The organism is Parasediminibacterium paludis (assembly GCF_042651445.1).
Classification (GTDB): Bacteria; Bacteroidota; Bacteroidia; order Chitinophagales; family Chitinophagaceae; genus Parasediminibacterium; species Parasediminibacterium paludis.
The window spans coordinates 198,355-215,560 of sequence record NZ_JBHSDC010000012.1 but is presented as its reverse complement, the minus strand read 5'-3'; the positions used below and the strand labels follow the sequence as shown (position 1 = coordinate 215,560).

Annotated in this window: 10 protein-coding genes; 5 read left to right on the top strand and 5 right to left on the bottom strand. The window is 35.7% G+C overall.

The window, feature by feature from the left end:
• Positions 1–210: 210 nt before the first annotated feature.
• Together ACFOW1_RS07690 and ACFOW1_RS07685 are read right to left on the bottom strand one after the other, a co-directional pair.
• Entirely contained in the window at positions 211–2,238 is a 2,028-nt protein-coding gene (locus tag ACFOW1_RS07690; RefSeq protein WP_379013364.1) for a M13 family metallopeptidase, read from the bottom strand.
• Between the two features lie 143 nt (positions 2,239–2,381).
• The gene (locus ACFOW1_RS07685) at positions 2,382–3,302 is read right to left on the bottom strand and encodes a PfkB family carbohydrate kinase (protein WP_379013363.1); all 921 of its coding nucleotides are present in this window, start codon (positions 3,300–3,302) and stop codon (positions 2,382–2,384) included.
• Positions 3,303–3,427: 125 nt separating this feature from the next.
• Here ACFOW1_RS07685 and ACFOW1_RS07680 point away from each other — a divergent pair, with 125 nt between their 5' ends.
• Positions 3,428–4,018, top strand: a complete 591-nt coding sequence (locus ACFOW1_RS07680; protein ID WP_379013362.1) for a TetR/AcrR family transcriptional regulator — start codon at positions 3,428–3,430, stop codon at positions 4,016–4,018.
• 41 nt (positions 4,019–4,059) lie between these two features.
• Positions 4,060–5,442: a UDP-N-acetylmuramate--L-alanine ligase gene (locus ACFOW1_RS07675; RefSeq protein WP_379013361.1), complete on the top strand. Its 1,383-nt coding sequence runs from the start codon at positions 4,060–4,062 to the stop codon at positions 5,440–5,442.
• Between the two features lie 89 nt (positions 5,443–5,531).
• Here the strand turns inward: ACFOW1_RS07675 and galE are convergent, their stop codons facing one another.
• The 3 genes from galE to ACFOW1_RS07660 form a co-directional block, all read right to left on the bottom strand.
• Complete coding sequence (gene galE / locus ACFOW1_RS07670; RefSeq protein ID WP_379013359.1) at positions 5,532–6,563, bottom strand: UDP-glucose 4-epimerase GalE; 1,032 nt, start codon at positions 6,561–6,563, stop codon at positions 5,532–5,534.
• Positions 6,564–6,705: 142 nt separating this feature from the next.
• On the bottom strand, positions 6,706–7,746 hold the full coding sequence (locus tag ACFOW1_RS07665; protein ID WP_379013357.1) for an inorganic phosphate transporter: 1,041 nt from the start codon (positions 7,744–7,746) through the stop codon (positions 6,706–6,708).
• A gap of 92 nt (positions 7,747–7,838) precedes the next feature.
• On the bottom strand, positions 7,839–8,456 hold the full coding sequence (locus tag ACFOW1_RS07660) for a DUF47 domain-containing protein (protein WP_379013356.1): 618 nt from the start codon (positions 8,454–8,456) through the stop codon (positions 7,839–7,841).
• 646 nt (positions 8,457–9,102) lie between these two features.
• Between ACFOW1_RS07660 and ACFOW1_RS07655 the strand changes: the two genes are divergently transcribed.
• The 3 genes from ACFOW1_RS07655 to ACFOW1_RS07645 all read left to right on the top strand — a co-directional run bounded on the left by ACFOW1_RS07655 (position 9,103) and on the right by ACFOW1_RS07645 (position 17,180).
• Positions 9,103–12,099 carry a SusC/RagA family TonB-linked outer membrane protein gene (locus tag ACFOW1_RS07655; RefSeq protein ID WP_379013355.1) on the top strand — a complete coding sequence of 999 codons (2,997 nt, stop codon included), beginning with the start codon at positions 9,103–9,105 and terminating at the stop codon, positions 12,097–12,099.
• A 20-nt stretch (positions 12,100–12,119) separates the two neighbouring features.
• Positions 12,120–13,766, top strand: a complete 1,647-nt coding sequence (locus ACFOW1_RS07650; RefSeq protein WP_379013354.1) for a RagB/SusD family nutrient uptake outer membrane protein — start codon at positions 12,120–12,122, stop codon at positions 13,764–13,766.
• A gap of 90 nt (positions 13,767–13,856) precedes the next feature.
• Entirely contained in the window at positions 13,857–17,180 is a 3,324-nt protein-coding gene (locus ACFOW1_RS07645; protein ID WP_379013353.1) for a VCBS repeat-containing protein, read from the top strand.
• Positions 17,181–17,206: the final 26 nt, after the last annotated feature.

Sequence of the window (17,206 nt, the reverse complement as noted above, 5' to 3'; positions counted from 1 at the left end):
AATAATTAAAGGTGTTTAATTTCATCCTTTTAGGGACGAGGACATAAAAAAACCTTCCCGTTTTGGGAAGGCTCTTAGTATGTTTTAGATGTACATAAAAGATAAGCTACTTCCCATTTAGGATGTGTTTCTTAATGCTCTTTATGTTCTTTATTGATATCATTTGTGGTGCGAATGTATAAGGTAAAATGGGTTATGCCAAAAATTATTTTACCAAATTTTTATTCTTTCTTTTTCTGCTTTATACATTTTGTCGCCTTCTTTTACATTAAATGCTGTATAAAAAGGTGTAAAATTCATCAACGGTCCTAAAACTCTCCATGATGGTGGCGAATGCGGATCCGTGTTAATTAGCTGTCTTACGGTTTCGTCTTTTTCTTTGCTGCGCCATATTTGGGCAAATGAAATAAAGAAACGTTGGTCTGGTGTGAAGCCGTCAATTTTTGTGGTGTCTTGGCCTTGTTTAGTCATTTTAAAGGCACTGTAAGCAATGGCAATACCACCAATATCAGCCATGTTTTCACCAGTAGTTAATGCACCATTTACATGTACAGAATCTAGCACCGTAAAGCCGTTGTACAAGTCAATTACACGTTTGCTTTTAGCAACAAATTGTACACTATCACTTTTAGCCCACCAGTTTTTTAAATTGCCATCTTTATCGTATTGCGCACCTTGGTCATCAAAGCCATGCGTCATTTCGTGACCTATTACCATACCAATACCACCATAGTTAATAGCATCATCAGCATTAGGATCGAAGAAAGGAAACTGCAAAATACCTGCTGGAAAAACAATTTCATTAAACGTAGGATTGTAGTAGGCATTGATGGTTGGCGGTGTCATGCCCCATTCTGTTTTATCTACAGGTTTACCTACTTTACTCATTTGGTATGCAAATTCATTTTTAGCACAAGCAATTAGGTTTTCAAAGAATTTACTTCTATCAATATTTACTTTACTGTAGTCGCGCCATTTTTCTGGATACCCAATCTTCTTTAAAAAAGCATGCAGTTTGTCTTTTGCTTTTTGCTTGGTCGTATCGCTCATCCAATCTAGGTCGTTAATCCTTTTTTCAAAAGCTAGACTCAGATTGTTTACTAGATCAAGCATCCTTTTTTTAGCATCTTCAGTAAAGTATTTTTTTACGTATAATTGGCCTAAAGCTTCGCCAAGATTAGCATCGGTAATACGATACATTCTATCCCAGCGTGGCTTTATTTTTTGCTGCCCAGTAAGTGCTTTTTGATAGTCAAATCGTGCATTGACAAAGCTGCTACTTAAAGCCGCTGCTGCATTACTAATGGTGTGAAATTTAAGGTAAGCTTGCCATACATCAATAGGTGTACTATTTAAAAGCTCGTTTACTTTGGCGTAAAAAGCTGGCTGACTTACATTAACCGAGTCAACTTTTACACCTAGTGTTTTGGTTAATGTAACCCAATCAAAGGTAGGCATTGCTTTTTGTAAATCTGCAATCGCTTTTTTATTGTAATTGCTTTGCGGATCTCTTAGTTCTACATTGGTTTTATGGCTTAGCGCTATTTGCTTTTCTAAGTTGTAAATGGCTTGCATTTGCCTGATAGCAGTTGCTGAATTGCTACCAGTTAAATGTAATACTTTCTGTATATATGTTTGATAAGCTTTTTGTATTGCAATAGTTGCTGGGTCAGATTTTATATAATAATCCCTATCAGGCATACCTAAACCACCTTGATAAAATACTAAGATATTTCTACTACTATTTTTGTCATCGGCGGCTACAAATGGTTGAAACAATAAGCCATTGTTTTCAGTAAGTTGAGAACCAAGAAAACCCATTACACCTTTGGCATCTTTGATAGCCGCAATGCTTGCAAATGTTGGTTTTAAAGGTTCGTAACCTAGTTTTTCTATAGTAGCAGAATCCATACCCGAAGCATAAAAATCGCCTACTTTTTGCTCTATACTACCAGCATTGTGACCGCCTTTTGATACATCTTCTAAAATGGTTTTAAGGTTGGCTTTTGTTCGATTATACAAATCTAAAAAAGAGCCAATACCAGATTCTGTTGAAGGTATTTCATTGTTTTTTATCCATTTCCCATTTACAAATAAAAAGAAATCATCACTAGGCTTTACTGAACTATCCATATTAGCTGTTTCAATAAATTTTTGCGTAGTTGTGGCTTTGTCTTTGCAGCCATTTATTGCTGCAAAAACTAGCGGCAATGCAAGTAACCATTGTATTTTTTTCATGCAATAAGAGGTTTGATGTTTTGATAAATATAGTAACTTAACTAACGTAGCAGCTATTAATTACATAAACGCAGATAAACTAGCTTAAACCAAAAAACACTTACCTCGGTAAGTGTTTTTAGTAACAATTATTTTATAAAAAATTATACTAGGCTAATATCAAAAGTAGCTAGCTGTACAAATTGCTGTAAACGGTCGTGAATATCGCTCACAGAAATTTCGCGTAAGCGTTGGGTACCAAATTTTTCTACAGCAAAACTTGCCATGGCACTACCTACAATGATGGCAGTTTTCATGTTTTCAAAGCTGATGTCTTTGGTTTTTGCAATATGTGCAATAAAGCCACCTGCAAAGGTGTCGCCGGCGCCTGTTGGGTCAAATACTTCTTCCAAAGGCAATGCTGGCGCAGCAAAAACTTTATCTTCATGGAATAACAAGGCACCATGTTCACCTTTTTTGATGATAACGAATTTTGGTCCTAGTTCATGGATTTTTTGCGCAGCACGTACCAAAGAATAATCACCACTAAGTTGTCTTGCTTCGCTATCGTTTACCATTAAAACATCTACGTGTTTTAACACTGCTTTTAAATCGTCTAAAGCGATATCCATCCAAAAGTTCATGGTATCAAGTACCACTAATTTTGGCTTATTTTTCAATTGATTGATTACACTCAACTGTACTGATGGTGCTAAATTACCTAGCATTAAAAACTCACAATCTTGGTAGCTTTCAGGCACAACTGGTTGAAAATCTGCCAACACATTTAGTTCGGTTACTAAGGTGTCACGAGAATTCATATCCATGTGGTAGCGGCCGCTCCAAAAAAAAGTTTTTTCATCTTTCTTTATCTGAACGCCTTCTAATACTACGTTTCGAGCGGTTAAAAGGTCTAATTCTTCCTGTGGAAAATCGCCACCAACTACGCTTATTTGTTTAACAGGTACAAAGTTGGAAGCACACCAAGCAATGAAAGTTCCTGCCCCGCCTATAATTTTATCACTCTTTCCAAATGGCGTTTCTATTGCATCAAAAGCCATTGAACCTACTACTACTAAAGACATAAGTTGTTTATTTGTTATGTTTATATTGATTTTTTACGCGGCGAAACTATACCATTTACCCTAAAATTTTAGAACTAACGTAGAACATGCATACTACTAACGGCTGTTAGTGTATTTTTGACCTTATGGGACGAATAAAAACCGATAACAATCACACAAGGAAAGAGGTGATTATTACTAGTGCTGCGGCCTTATTTAAAGAGAAAGGGTTTAAAGCAGCAAGTATGCGTGAACTGGCAGATGTGGTAGGCGTAGAGGCAGCTAGTTTGTACAACCATATTCACAGTAAAAGTGAATTGTTACATATTATTTGCTTTGAAGTGGCCAATAGGTATATGCAAACGATGGATCAAATAGAGGCAGAACCCACAAATAGTATTCAAAAAATAGAAACACTTTTGCGTTTTTTAATCACTGGTATGGTATTGCATTATGATGAAGTGTATGTGAGCGATAGAGAATGGAAGCATTTAAGTGAGCCTTATTTGTCTAATTTTCAGAGCCAAAGACGCACATTTCGAAAACGTTTTGCGGCCATAATAGAGCAAGGTATTGCCAAAAAAGAAATAAAAAAAATAGATGCTCCCACGGCTGTTTTGATTTTGCTACATGCAGTTAGTGGTATAGAAAGCTGGCACAGAAGTAAAGTGAAAATTAATGGCAAAGAGCTAGAAGAAAATATGATAACCATTTTAGTAGGCGGGTTGAAGAAGTAACTGCTATTTTAGGATGATTAAGTGGACGATAAAATTCGATTATGACAGAAGAAAAATACGATTTAAAGGCACTTGATTGCTTTCACTTGATTGGTGTTGCGGGTACAGGCATGAGCGCTATAGCGCAATATTTATCTGGTATTGGCAAAAAAGTAACAGGTAGTGATAGATATTTTCATCCAGGTGAGCCAAATGACACAAAAGAAAAGCTAGAAGTTGAAGGTATAAAATGTTTTTTGCAAGATGGTAGTGGCATAAATGAAACAACTCAGTTGATTGTAATTTCTACTGCGGTAGAAGAAACGAATGTAGAAATTCAAAAGGCTAGAAGCTTAAATATTCCCATAATCACTAGGTCACAATTGCTAACGCTAATTAGTAACGAGAAACGGACAATAGCGGTAGGGGGAACAAGTGGTAAAAGCACGACTTCTGCCATGTTGTTTGATATTTTAGAAGTGGCAGGTTTGCAGCCAAGTATTATTAGTGGTGCAGGTTTGGTACGCTTACAAGAACAAGGAAAAATAGGTAATGCTTTTGTGGGTAATGGCGATTTATTGGTAATAGAAGCTGATGAAAGTGATGGTTCTATTGTGAATTATCATCCCGAAGTTGGGTTGTTATTAAACCTTGATAAAGACCATAAAGAAATAAGTGAACTGCAAACTATTTTTCAGACATTTAAAAGCCATTCGCAACGTTTTATAGTAAATGCTTCGCATGAGTTGGCTGCGCCTTTTTCACAAAAAACAGCACAAGATTTTTCTTCTTCAAAGGCAGATGCAGGATATAAAGCAACAGATTTTTTGCAAGAAGGACTGAGCATTCGTTTTAAGATAAACAATATCGATTTTAGGCTACAGGCAATTGGTAGGCACAATATGGAAAATGCTTTGGCAGCAGTAACAGTTGCTAATCAATTGGGCGTTGACTTAGAAACTTGTAGTAAAGCTATTGTGCAATACAAAGGCATTTATAGGCGTAATCAAGTGCTTGGTAAAAAGCGCAATATTTGGGTGATTGATGATTATGCACATAATCCTGCGAAAGTAGCTGCGGCAATTGCTGGTGTTCAGCCATTGGCTTCAAAAGTGGTGGCATGGTTTCAGCCGCATGGTTATGGGCCAACACGTTTTTTGCGCAAAGATTTTGTAGAAGCAATTAGTAAAACTTTAAGACCACAAGATGAAATATGGATGAGTGAAATTTTTTATGCTGGTGGTACTGCTGTAAAAGATATTAGCGCCAATGACTTAATTATAGATTTACAAATGCTCGGAAAAAATGCCTTTTTTGTAGAAGATAGAAACCATTTGGTGGCAGCATTAGTGCAGCATTTTACCGATGATTGTGTGTTGTTGTTAATGGGTGCAAGAGACCCAAGTTTAGATACTTTTGCAAAGCAAGTGTACAATGATTTGTAGAAGATTGGAACACTGATGACACAGTTATAACGGATTTGCTTTTAATCTGCTCTATCCTTTAAAGTCTGTGTCATCAGTGTTGCTATTTATTATCTTAAAACGTTCTCTGCTTTTACCTTTTGTTCCCAAGCCCAAGCGGTTCGCATCATATCTTTAATATCATATTTTAACTGCCAACCCAAGCCTGTAACAGCCTGCTCATTATTGGCATAAATAGCTACAACATCACCATTTCTACGTGGTCCCATTTCGTAGTTTAATTTTACATTGCTAATAGCTTCAAAGGTGTTGATGGCTTCTAAAACTGTAGTGCCGTCACCAGAGCCAAGATTAAAGACATCACATTTGGTTTTGTTTTTACCAGCCATTAAATATTGCAAAGCCAATGTGTGTGCATGTGCAATGTCGCATACGTGAATATAGTCTCTTACGCAACTGCCATCTCTTGTATCGTAATCGCTACCGTGTACCATCATTTTTGGTAATTTACCTATGGCAGTTTGCGTAATTACCGGTACTAGATTCATCGGCTTACCTAGAGGTAATTCGCCAATTAAATTGCTAGGATGCGCACCAACTGGATTAAAATATCTTAATAAAATACTAGATGCATTTTCAACTTTTGCAAAGTCTGTTATAATTCTTTCGCCCATTTGTTTTGTAGCTCCATAGGGGCTTTCAGCCCTTTTTTCGGGTGTTTGTTCTGTTACGGGAATGGCATCAGGATTGCCATAAACAGTACAAGATGACGAAAATACAAAATGCGCAACATTATATTTTTTGACGCATTTAAGCAGGTTGATAAGTGAGTATAAGTTGTTTTCGTAATATTCCAAGGGTTTGTCTACAGATTCGCCAACGGCTTTAAATGCGGCAAAATGTATGATACCTAGTATGTCTGTATTTTCTTTAAAAATGGTTTCTGTGGTGTCGAAGTTTTTTAAATCAACTTCGTAGTTTGTAATCTTTTTGCCAGTTATTTTTTCAATACCTGATAAAGCATATTTTGTAGAACGCGAATTGTCGTCAACAGATATTACCTCAAAGCCATTTTCTAATAAATCTACAATGGTGTGCGAGCCAATAAAGCCGCAACCGCCAGTGACTAAAATCTTTGCCATAGTTTTTTCATTGAGATGGAAAAATAAGAAAAAAATGTATAGCTACTTGGTGTAATTTGCTCATTAGCGAATAAACCGTTGCAGTGTGCGACGCAACAACTGCCCAATAATAGTACTGGCGATGGCTAACAAAAAAATGCGCTTAAAAAAAGAGCATTGTGATGTAATAAAATATTGCTGCCATAGCTGCGGACACAGGAATCGTAACCACCCAAGCCCACATTAAATTGACAGTTACACCCCATCTCACAGCGCTTAAACGTTTGGTAGCGCCTACGCCAATGATAGAACCTGTGATAGTGTGTGTGGTAGAAACTGGTATTTTAAAATGCTCTGTTAAAAATAATGTAATGGCACCTGCTGTTTCAGCAGCCACACCTTCTAGTGGCGTTACTTTAGTAATTTTAGTACCCATTGTTTTTACAATTTTCCAGCCACCGCTTAATGTACCAAGCGCTATACATAAGAAACTTGTAAAAGGTACCCAGCTATAATCAGCTACAAATTGTTTAAAATCTAAATGGTTGCCCTTGCTGTTTTCGTAATAAATCACTGCAGCGCCAATTAAGCCCATTACTTTTTGTGCATCGTTGCCACCATGACCAATACTAAAAGCGGCCGATGATAATAATTGTAACCTTTTAAACCAGCCGTCAGCCTTATATGGATTTGATTTTTTAAATAAGTGCACAATAAGTATGGTAATAAAAAAGGCAATCACCATACCAATAAATGGTGCTAGAAAAATGAATAAGAATGTTGGTACTACTTTTGAATAATTAATAACATCTATGTGTCCATTACTAAAGCCATGGGCATGTGCCAAAGCGGCGCCGATAAAGCCTCCCATCAGTGTATGAGACGAACTAGATGGAATACCAAACCACCAAGTAATTAAGTTCCAACAAATAGCTGCAATAATACCTGCTAATATAACTTGTAAGTTAATGAATTCGGGATTTATCCATTTGGCCACAGTATTGGCAATACCAAAGCCACCAATTAAATATTTAGAAATAAAGAAAGCCACAAAATTAAAAACTGCTGCCCATAAAACCGCTTGAAAAGGCGTTAGCACCTTAGTAGAAACGATCGTTGCAATAGAGTTTGCAGAGTCGTGAAAGCCATTGATATAATCGAATACAAAGGCAAATACAATAATGATGACGAGTAGGGTAAGCATGTTTTAATTAGATGATGTGCTAATGTACTGCTATGCTAAATAGAATATTGAAATAGCGCAGCAGCATATTTGCTAATTAGCAAATTATGTTATTACGCATATTTAATAATGATGCTTTCAATAACATTGGCTGCGTCTTCACATTTATCGGTGGCTACTTCCATTACCTGATAAATTTCACGTTTTTTAATCACTTCTTTTGCGTCGTTTTCTGTATCAAAAAGTAGTTCGATACTCATGTCGAAAACATCGTCAGCTTGGTTTTCAATGCTATTTACCTTTACCAAAGCTTCTGTCATTTGGCGTAAATTGTTCATATCTCTCAAACCATATACTGCAATTTTTATTTCTTTACAACCTTGTTCTATCAAATCTGCCATTTTTTGAATACCAGAGTCATTAGGGTTAAGATTATAGAAATTAATTTTTTTGGCTGAACTGTAGATATAATCGCAAATATCATCAAGAGCTGTAGCTAAATAATGAATATCTTCTCTATCGAATGGTGTAATAAAATTTCTACCAAGTTCGGTAAAAATTCTGTGTGTGTGATCGTCGTTTTTGTGTTCTAAATCTTCTACTTGCTTAATAAGCGGTGCGCGTTTGTCTCTATCTGGTTCAGACACTACTTTTTTTAATTGAACCCCCATATCATACACTGTATCTGCTACTTGCTCAAATAATTCGTAGAACACTTTGTTCTTTGGCATAAACAATTTGCCAATGCTATTTAATCCCATTTGTCGTTAGGTTATTTCAGACAAAAATAGAGTTATACCTCGTAATCGAACAGTGAAGTTTTTTCTTAATAATAAGTTAACACGCTAAATTGTCATTTTCTTGTATAAGGTTTCAATGCTAATTTGAAATTTGATGTGTAACAAAAAAGGGCTACTTAACAATTTATTTGTCGGCAAGCGCGATATCTGTAGATTCTAAAATTGAAATTCTCTCTTGGCGAATAATTATTGTATTTTTTACACTTGTAAAGGAGTGTTGACTATCGAGTTTCTATTATTTCAAGCAATAAAAAGCGAAGGTTAACATTATTGCTTTTGTATTTTTATTTAGTGCTATGTGTTCGCATTTTGTTAATCAACTTTTCCCCTGCAAATATTTTCGCAAACGTTTGCGATAAACCTATTTTTTTTCGATTGCTATTAGTGTTTCTTTAACGTTTAGTTTTATCTTACGATTTGCTTAAAGACATAATTATGTAGCCATTTGAAATATCTTTTCAATAATACTTTCGCACCAATAGTATTTTCCACAGATATTCTCTGTTACGCTTTCTGACTTTAATCTTATCGACATTTTAAATTGTGTACTATTAACACTTTAAACCAAATGACGATTATGAACCTCAAAAAACTTGTGAAAAGCATCTTCTACGTGTGCTTTCTTTTGTTTTCAACAGCGGCTTTAGCCCAAACCAAAGTGGTAACTGGTAAGGTTACCGATTCAAAAGACGGCAGTGCCGTACCAAACGCATCTGTACTTGCTACTGGTGGAAGTGGAAAAGCTGGTACTCAAACTGCGGCTGATGGAACTTTTAAAATTACTGTTCCGTCAGGTACAACAAAACTTGTTATCTCATCTATTGGCTTCGAAAAAATGGAAGTTAGTGTTGTAGGTAAAACAACTGTAGATGTGGCTTTAAAAGCTAGTGCATCTGATGTATTAACTGAAGTTGTAGTATCTGGTTATGCTACTCCTAGTAAAAGAGAAGTTACTGGTGCGGTTACATCAGTAAAAGCTAAAGATTTTAACCAAGGTGCAATTTTAGCGCCAGACCAATTGTTACAAAATAAAGTAGCTGGTTTGGAAGTTACAAATACTAGTGGACAACCAGGTGTGGCTTCTACAATTCAAATTAGAGGTAACTCATCTATTCGTTCAAGTAACAATCCTTTATTTGTAGTTGATGGTGTACCATTAGACGGTACTTCTGCTAGACCAAACTTGGGAAATACTTTTGGTAGCACACCAAATTCAAACCCGTTATTATTTATTGATCCAAATAGTATTGCACAAGTAGAAGTTTTAAAAGATGCTTCTTCTGCAGCGATTTATGGTGCTAGAGGTGCTAATGGCGTTATTGTTATTACCACCAAAAAAGGATCTGCTGGTGTAATGAAAGTAGATGTTGGTACAAACTTCGGTGTGAATGTAGGTTACATGAAGAAATTCGGTGTTTTGAGTCCTTCTCAATACAGATCTGCACTTACTAAATATGGTCAACCCTCTTCTTTAGATGGTGGTACAAACGAAGATGCTTTAAAAGCTATTACTCAAAATGGTTTCTCACAGAATTATTCTGTAGCATTTAGCGGTGGTAGTGATATTGGCAAATACAGAGCTTCTTTTCTTGGGTCTCATACAAATGGCTTCCTTAAAAAATCTGCTTTGGATAAATATTTAGGAACTTTTGGTGGTACATACAAGTTTTTAGACAAGCGTTTAACAATAGATTTTAACTTAATTACAGGTAACTACGGTGAGCAGCTTACAAGCGTTTCTAATACTGCTGGTTCTACTGGTAATATTATTTCTTCTGCATTAAGTTGGAATCCAACTACAGCGCTTGTAGGTGCAAATGGTATCTATAATTACCCTACTAATGGTTCTGGTAATCCACTAGCATTTAACGATGCTTACAATGATAAAAGTACAGTAAATTCATATTTAGCAAATATCTCGGCTGCTTATAAAATTACTGATAAATTGGAGTACAAATTCTTATATGGTGTAAATCATGGCGCTGGTAGTAGAAAAATGAATATTGATGGCTGGTTACAAGGTTTTCCAGGTTTATCTGGTCAAGGTTATGCAGCTATCGGTGATGCAACTTTATTATCTCAAACATTTACACACACTTTAAATTACTTAACACCTTTAACTAAAACTATTTCTTTAAATGCAATAGCTGGTTACGAGTATTTTAAAACTGATTTCTCTGGTGGTTCAATTAATGCAAGTGGTTTTAATACCAATTTAGATCAATCAACTCGTATTAACATTCCTTATACAAGCTATATGCAGAATGCCAAAACGCAAAACCCTTATACATCATTTGCTAACCCAACAGCAGAGCTACAATCTTATTTTGCAAGAGCAATATTTAGTTTCGATGACAAACTTGTTTTAAATGCTAGTTTGAGATCTGATGGATCAAGTAAATTTGGTAAAAACAATAAGTATGGTTATTTCCCAGCAGTTGGTGCTAAGTGGAACGTAAGTAACCAAAGCTTTATGAAGAATAATAAAATTTTCTCTAACTTAAGTTTGAGAGCTTCTTATGGTTTAACTGGTAACCAAGAATTTCCTGCAGGTGCTTCTCAAGAGCAATTTGGTTTAAATTCATATAACAATGCACCGCAAGTTGTGAATGGTAATCCTAATTTGAAATGGGAGTCTAGTAAATCAGTAAACATTGGTGCTGACTTTGCTTTTGCTAAAGGTAGAATCTATGGTTCATTTGACTACTACAATAAAACAACTACTGATATCTTATTCCAAACTAATGCGATCCAACCAGCGCCTTCTTCTATCACTTTTGTGAATCTAAAAAATGCACAGTTAATTAACTCTGGCTTTGAGTTGGCTTTAGGTGCTAGTGTGGTTGACAAAAAGGATTTAAGTTGGGATGTTAACTTTAATGTTGCTTACAATAAAAATAACATTAAGAAATTTACAGATCCAAATACTGGTTTAGATAATTTTGTACAAACTGGTCAAATCAATGGTCAAGGTGTGTCTGGTACACTTGCTCAAGTAATCACAAATAACCAACCTGTTAACGCTTATTATTTAAAACCGTTCCAAGGTTTTGATGCTAGTGGTAATCAAATAATCGGTGCTAATCCTCAATTTGCTGGTGATCCAAATCCACATGTATTAGCGGGTTTTAGTACGTCATTGCGTTACCAAAAATTCACATTTAGTTTGAATATGGGTGGTGCTTTCGGATTCTTGATTTATAACAATACTGCTACTTCAGTTACTAATATTTCAGGTATTGCACAAGGTAGAAATATAGATGTTGCTGCTTATAATTCAGCAGAAAAACCATCTAGCGGTGTAGGTGCATCTACAAGATTCTTAGAAAAAGGTGATTATTTTAAACTAAGAAACGCTACCATACGTTATAATCTAGGTAATACTGGTAAATACATCAAAAACTTAAGTGCATTTGTTAGCGGTAGCAATTTATTTGTTATTACTAAATTCACTGGTTTCGATCCAGAGGTTAACATCGATAAGAGCAACAATTCATATCCTTCGAGATCTATTGAGTATGTACCATATCCAACACCAAGAACTATCAGTTTCGGTTTTAATTTCTCTTTATAGTCAATTATAAATATAAACGTATGAAATCTTATAAAAATTTAAAAAAAATCGCACTGCCTGTTTTTGCAGTAATTGCGTTGTCTGCTTGTACCAAGCTAGACGAGGGATTAAATTCTACACTTACCAGCAGTCAAGTTTCTTCTTCTCTAGGTACTGCTGGAACTGGCTTACTTTTATCTGCTGCTTATTCTGATCTGGCAGGTCCGTTTCATGGTCAGGATCAAGTATTTTCATTAGAAGAAAACACAACTGATGAATCTCTAGTTCCTACAAGAGGGGGTGACTGGGACGATAATGGCGTATGGCGAGTATTACATAGCCATACTTGGAATGCAGATCATGGTCAAATTTTAAGTGTATTTAATAACTTAAACAAATTAAACTTTGATGCTACTAACGTATTAGGATTCAATCCTAGTAAGTCTCAAGCTGCAGAAGCGAGATTTTTAAGAGCTTTATCTCTATATTACTTACTAGATTTATATGGTCAGTATCCATTTAGAAATCCAGGTGATAATTTATTGAATGCACCAGTTGTAAAATCTGGCGCAGATGGTATAAATTTCATCATCAGCGAATTAACAGCTGCCTTACCTGATTTACCAGCTTCAAATGGTGTTAACCTTGCTAACCCTGATGCTTGTAGAACTTTATTAATGAAGTGCTATTTGAATAAAGGTATGTACATTAATAGAGCTGCACCTACTTTTGATCCTGCTGACATGGCACAAGTAATTACTTTGGGTAATGCCATTATTAATAGTGGTAAATACAGTTACACTAAAAATTATTTTGATAACTTCAATGTTGCTAATGACTCTACTAAAGAAGGCATATTTACATATATGAATACTTCTGGTGTTGCTGCAAATCATGGTGGTATTGAAGCTCGTTGGAATATGACGTTACACTACAACTCATATACTCCAAACAACCCTAACGCGGGTTGGAATGGTTTCTCAACTATTAGTGATTTCTATAATAGCTTCAACACAACTACTACAACAACTGCCTTCGGACCTGCAGATACCTTGTTTGATACTAGATTGGGAGGACGCTATTATAAATCTGCTACAGATATTTCTGGTTTACGTCCAGGCCTCTTAGTAGGTCAGCAATACAACGAAAAAGGCGCTAAAATACTAGATCGTAAAGGCGCACCTTTAGCTTACACACCAGCAATTGCTGCAAATATGATTGAAACTGGTGCTAACCTTGAGCAAACTGGTATACGTGTAGTAAAATATGTACCTGATTATACTGGTGCAGGAAATAATCAATACTATGGTGGTCCAGCGGGTAATGATTTAATGATTTTCCGCTATCCAGATGTTGTATTGATGGTTGCTGAAGCGCAAATGAGAACTGGTGCAACTGCTGCTGGTTTAACTCTAGTAAATGGTCTAAGAGCTGCGCGTGGTGCTGCACCATTTGTAACGCTACCATTAGTTAATCCTTCGAATGTTGATGATCCTAATACATTGTTGGCAGAAAGAGGTAGAGAATTATATTGGGAAAGTCACAGAAGAACTGACTTATTACGTTTCAATGTGTATCTTAAACCATGGGGTTTAAAACCTACAGATGATGCTAAAAACTTGTATTTCCCAATACCTAACCAGGCATTGGCTGCAAATCCAAATTTGAAGCAAAACCCTGGTTACTAATTTAACAAAGCGTTTTTAAATTTGTTATATTTTTACGAGAGGTCATTGAAAAATGACCTCTCTTTTTATGTAGATTACACGATGTTTGCAATGATGAAAAAAGTACTTCAAAATCTTTGTTTGCCTCTTACTGTTATTCTATTATTTGCTTGTAAAAATGCCAAAGTAGAGTCCCCAGCTTTGTTCCAATTAATGGATAGCACGGGGATAAATTTTACCAATAATGTAGAAGATGGTAGAATTGAAAACAGCTTTTTATTTCGCAATTTTTACAATGGTGGGGGTGTTGCAATTGGGGATATTAATAATGATGGTTTACCAGACGTGTTCTTAACGTCTAATGCTGGTGCCAATAAATTGTACTTAAATAAAGGTAATTTTAAGTTTGATGACATCAGTTCAAAAGCAGGCATTATAGTGGATGACAAATGGAATACAGGTGTAGTATTTGCAGATGTTAATAACGATGGTTGGTTGGATATTTATGTATCGTCGTCTGGTCATATGAGCACTGGTAATCGCAAGAATAAACTGTATATCAATAATCATGATCTAACATTTACAGAATCAGCGGCAAAATATGGTTTGGATATTTCTGCATACACTACCCAAGTATCTTTTTTTGATTACGATATGGATGGCGACTTAGATTGTTTTATGATAAACAATAGTCCTATACCTGTCAACCAGTTAGATTTTGCAAACCGCAGAGATTTGCAAGAAAGTGAGTGGTCGGTTGGTGCTTTTTTAAAAGGTGGTGGTGATCATTTATTTCGTAACGATAATGGACATTTTAAAGAAGTGACTAGGCAGGCTGGTATTCATGGTACATTAATCAGTTTTGGTTTAGGTGTTTCTGTTGGCGATATTAACAACGATGGGTACCCTGATGTTTTTGTATCAAACGATTCGTACGAGCGTGATTATTTATACATTAACCAAAAAAATGGTACATTCAAGGATGAACTTGAAAACTGGATGCAGCATACAAGTTTCTCATCTATGGGGGCAGATATTGCAGATATTAACAATGATGGTTACCCGGATTTATTTACAACAGATATGTTGCCGGTAAATGATTTGCGCTTAAAAACAACAGGTTCTTTTGATAATATTGACTTATTTAATAGTAAATTGAAGGCAGGTTTTTATTACCAGTATATTAAAAATTGCTTGCATTTAAATAATCAAAATGGCAAGTTTTCAGACATTGCCAATTATAGTGGCGTATCAGCGACCGATTGGAGCTGGGGCGCTTTAATGTTTGATATGGATAATGATGGGTGGAACGATTTGTATGTATGTAACGGTGTAAATAGAGATGTTACAAATTTAGATTTTATGGATTTTTTCGCAGACGAAACATACCATAAAATGGCACTTGGTGGCAAGAAAAAAGAAATAGACCAATTGTTACAAAATATACCAAGAACACCATTACAAAACAAGGTGTATCGCAACGATAAAAACCTTGGTTTTACAGATATTGGTATGGAATGGGGCTTCACGCAACCAAGTTTTTCTAATGGTGCTGCCTACGCAGATTTAGATAATGATGGTGATCTCGATTTAATTGTCAATAATGAAAACCAACCTTGCTTCGTTTATAAAAACAATGCTAGGGAACAAAATAAAAACAATTATATCGGTATCTCCCTAAAAGGTAAAGGTCAAAATACATTCGCCATAGGCAGTAAAATTACTTTATTTGTTGGCGACCAAATTTTAACACGTGAAATTGTGCCTAGCCGCGGCTTCCAATCATCTGTTGATTATAAAGCCATTATTGGTTTGGGTAAGGCAAGTGCGATTGATTCTATGCAGATTACTTGGCCAGACAGATCATATGAAAAGATATATCACCCAGCTATAAACCAAGTGCACACTATTCAACAAAAAGAGATAAAAAATAGCATTGATGATTTAAAAAAAGTTGAGGCAGCAACTTTTTATACAAAAATACCAACGAGCGTTTTTCAAAAGCATACGGAGGACGAGCATATAGATTTTTATTACGAAAGAGGTATTCCTAGAATGCTATCTACAGAAGGACCTAAGGCTGCGGTTGGGGACGTAAATGGCGACGGGCTTGCGGATGTATATATTGGCGGTGCAAAAGGTCAAACGGGGCATTTGTACATGCAAACAGATCAGGGCTTTGTAGAAAAACAAGAGCCTGTTTTTAAACAATATGCTGACTTTGAAGATGTGGCTTGTGTAATGTTTGATTGTGATGGTGATGGCGATCTTGATTTATTTGTTGGCGCTGGTGGTAATAATGCGAGCCCAGCAACTAGAGAGTTACAGCATCGGCTATATATTAACGACGGCAAGGGTAATTTTTCAATAAATACGAATGCATTTCCTTTAAACCAAGATAATATATCGGTAGCCATACCTTATGATTTTGACCATGATGGTGATTTAGACTTATTTGTTGGAGCAAGAAATGTTACTCAGATTTATGGTAATAATCCACAAAGCCACATTTATATTAACAACGGTAAAGGTGTTTTTACAGATATGGATGCTTCAAAAATGGCTGGTATTAGTCATATTGGCATGGTAACAGATGCCTTATGGGCTGATGTTTCTGGCGATGCAGATAAAGAATTAATCATCGTTGGTGAATGGATGGCACCTCATATTTATAGTTTTAAGAAAGATCATTTTGAAGAAATAACTTCCAACTTAAATACTATGAATGGTTGGTGGCAAAGTGTAATAGCCACAGATGTGAATGGTGATGGAAAAATAGATTTGGTACTGGGTAACGTAGGTGAAAACTGTTATTTAAAACCTGATAGCTCACATCCTGTAAAGCTTTGGGTAAACGATTTCAGTCAGAACGGTTCTCAACACAAAATATTAACCAGTGCTATTGATGGGAAAGATTTGCCATTGCTATTAAAGCACGAAATGGAAGAACAAGTGCCTCCTTTGAAGAAGAAAAATTTAAAGCACGAAGTATATGCTTTAAAATCTATTCAGGAATTATTTAGCCCAGAATTAATTACGACTGCTCTACAAAAAACATTTAATTATACAAGCTCTTGCGTAGCAATCAATCAAGGAAATGGGCAGTTTATTATTCAGAAATTACCGCCACGAATGCAGTTATCTTCTATCAATACGATGCTGTGTACCGATATTAACCACGATGGCAAAGTAGATATTGTTGCAGGTGGAAATCTGTCCTGTTTCTTACCGCAGTTTGAAAGATTAGATGCAAGTTTTGGCGATGTATTATTAAATGATGGTAAGGGTAATTTTAAATGGGTAGGCTCAAATCAATCTGGTATTTTACAGCGTGGCGATATAAAAGACATTGTTGAAATTCCTGCAAAAAATGGTAAATATTTATTGCTATTACAAAACAATGAATACCCTGTGCTTTATAAGGTAAATCGCTAATTAGCGCAATGTTACTGATTGTGTGA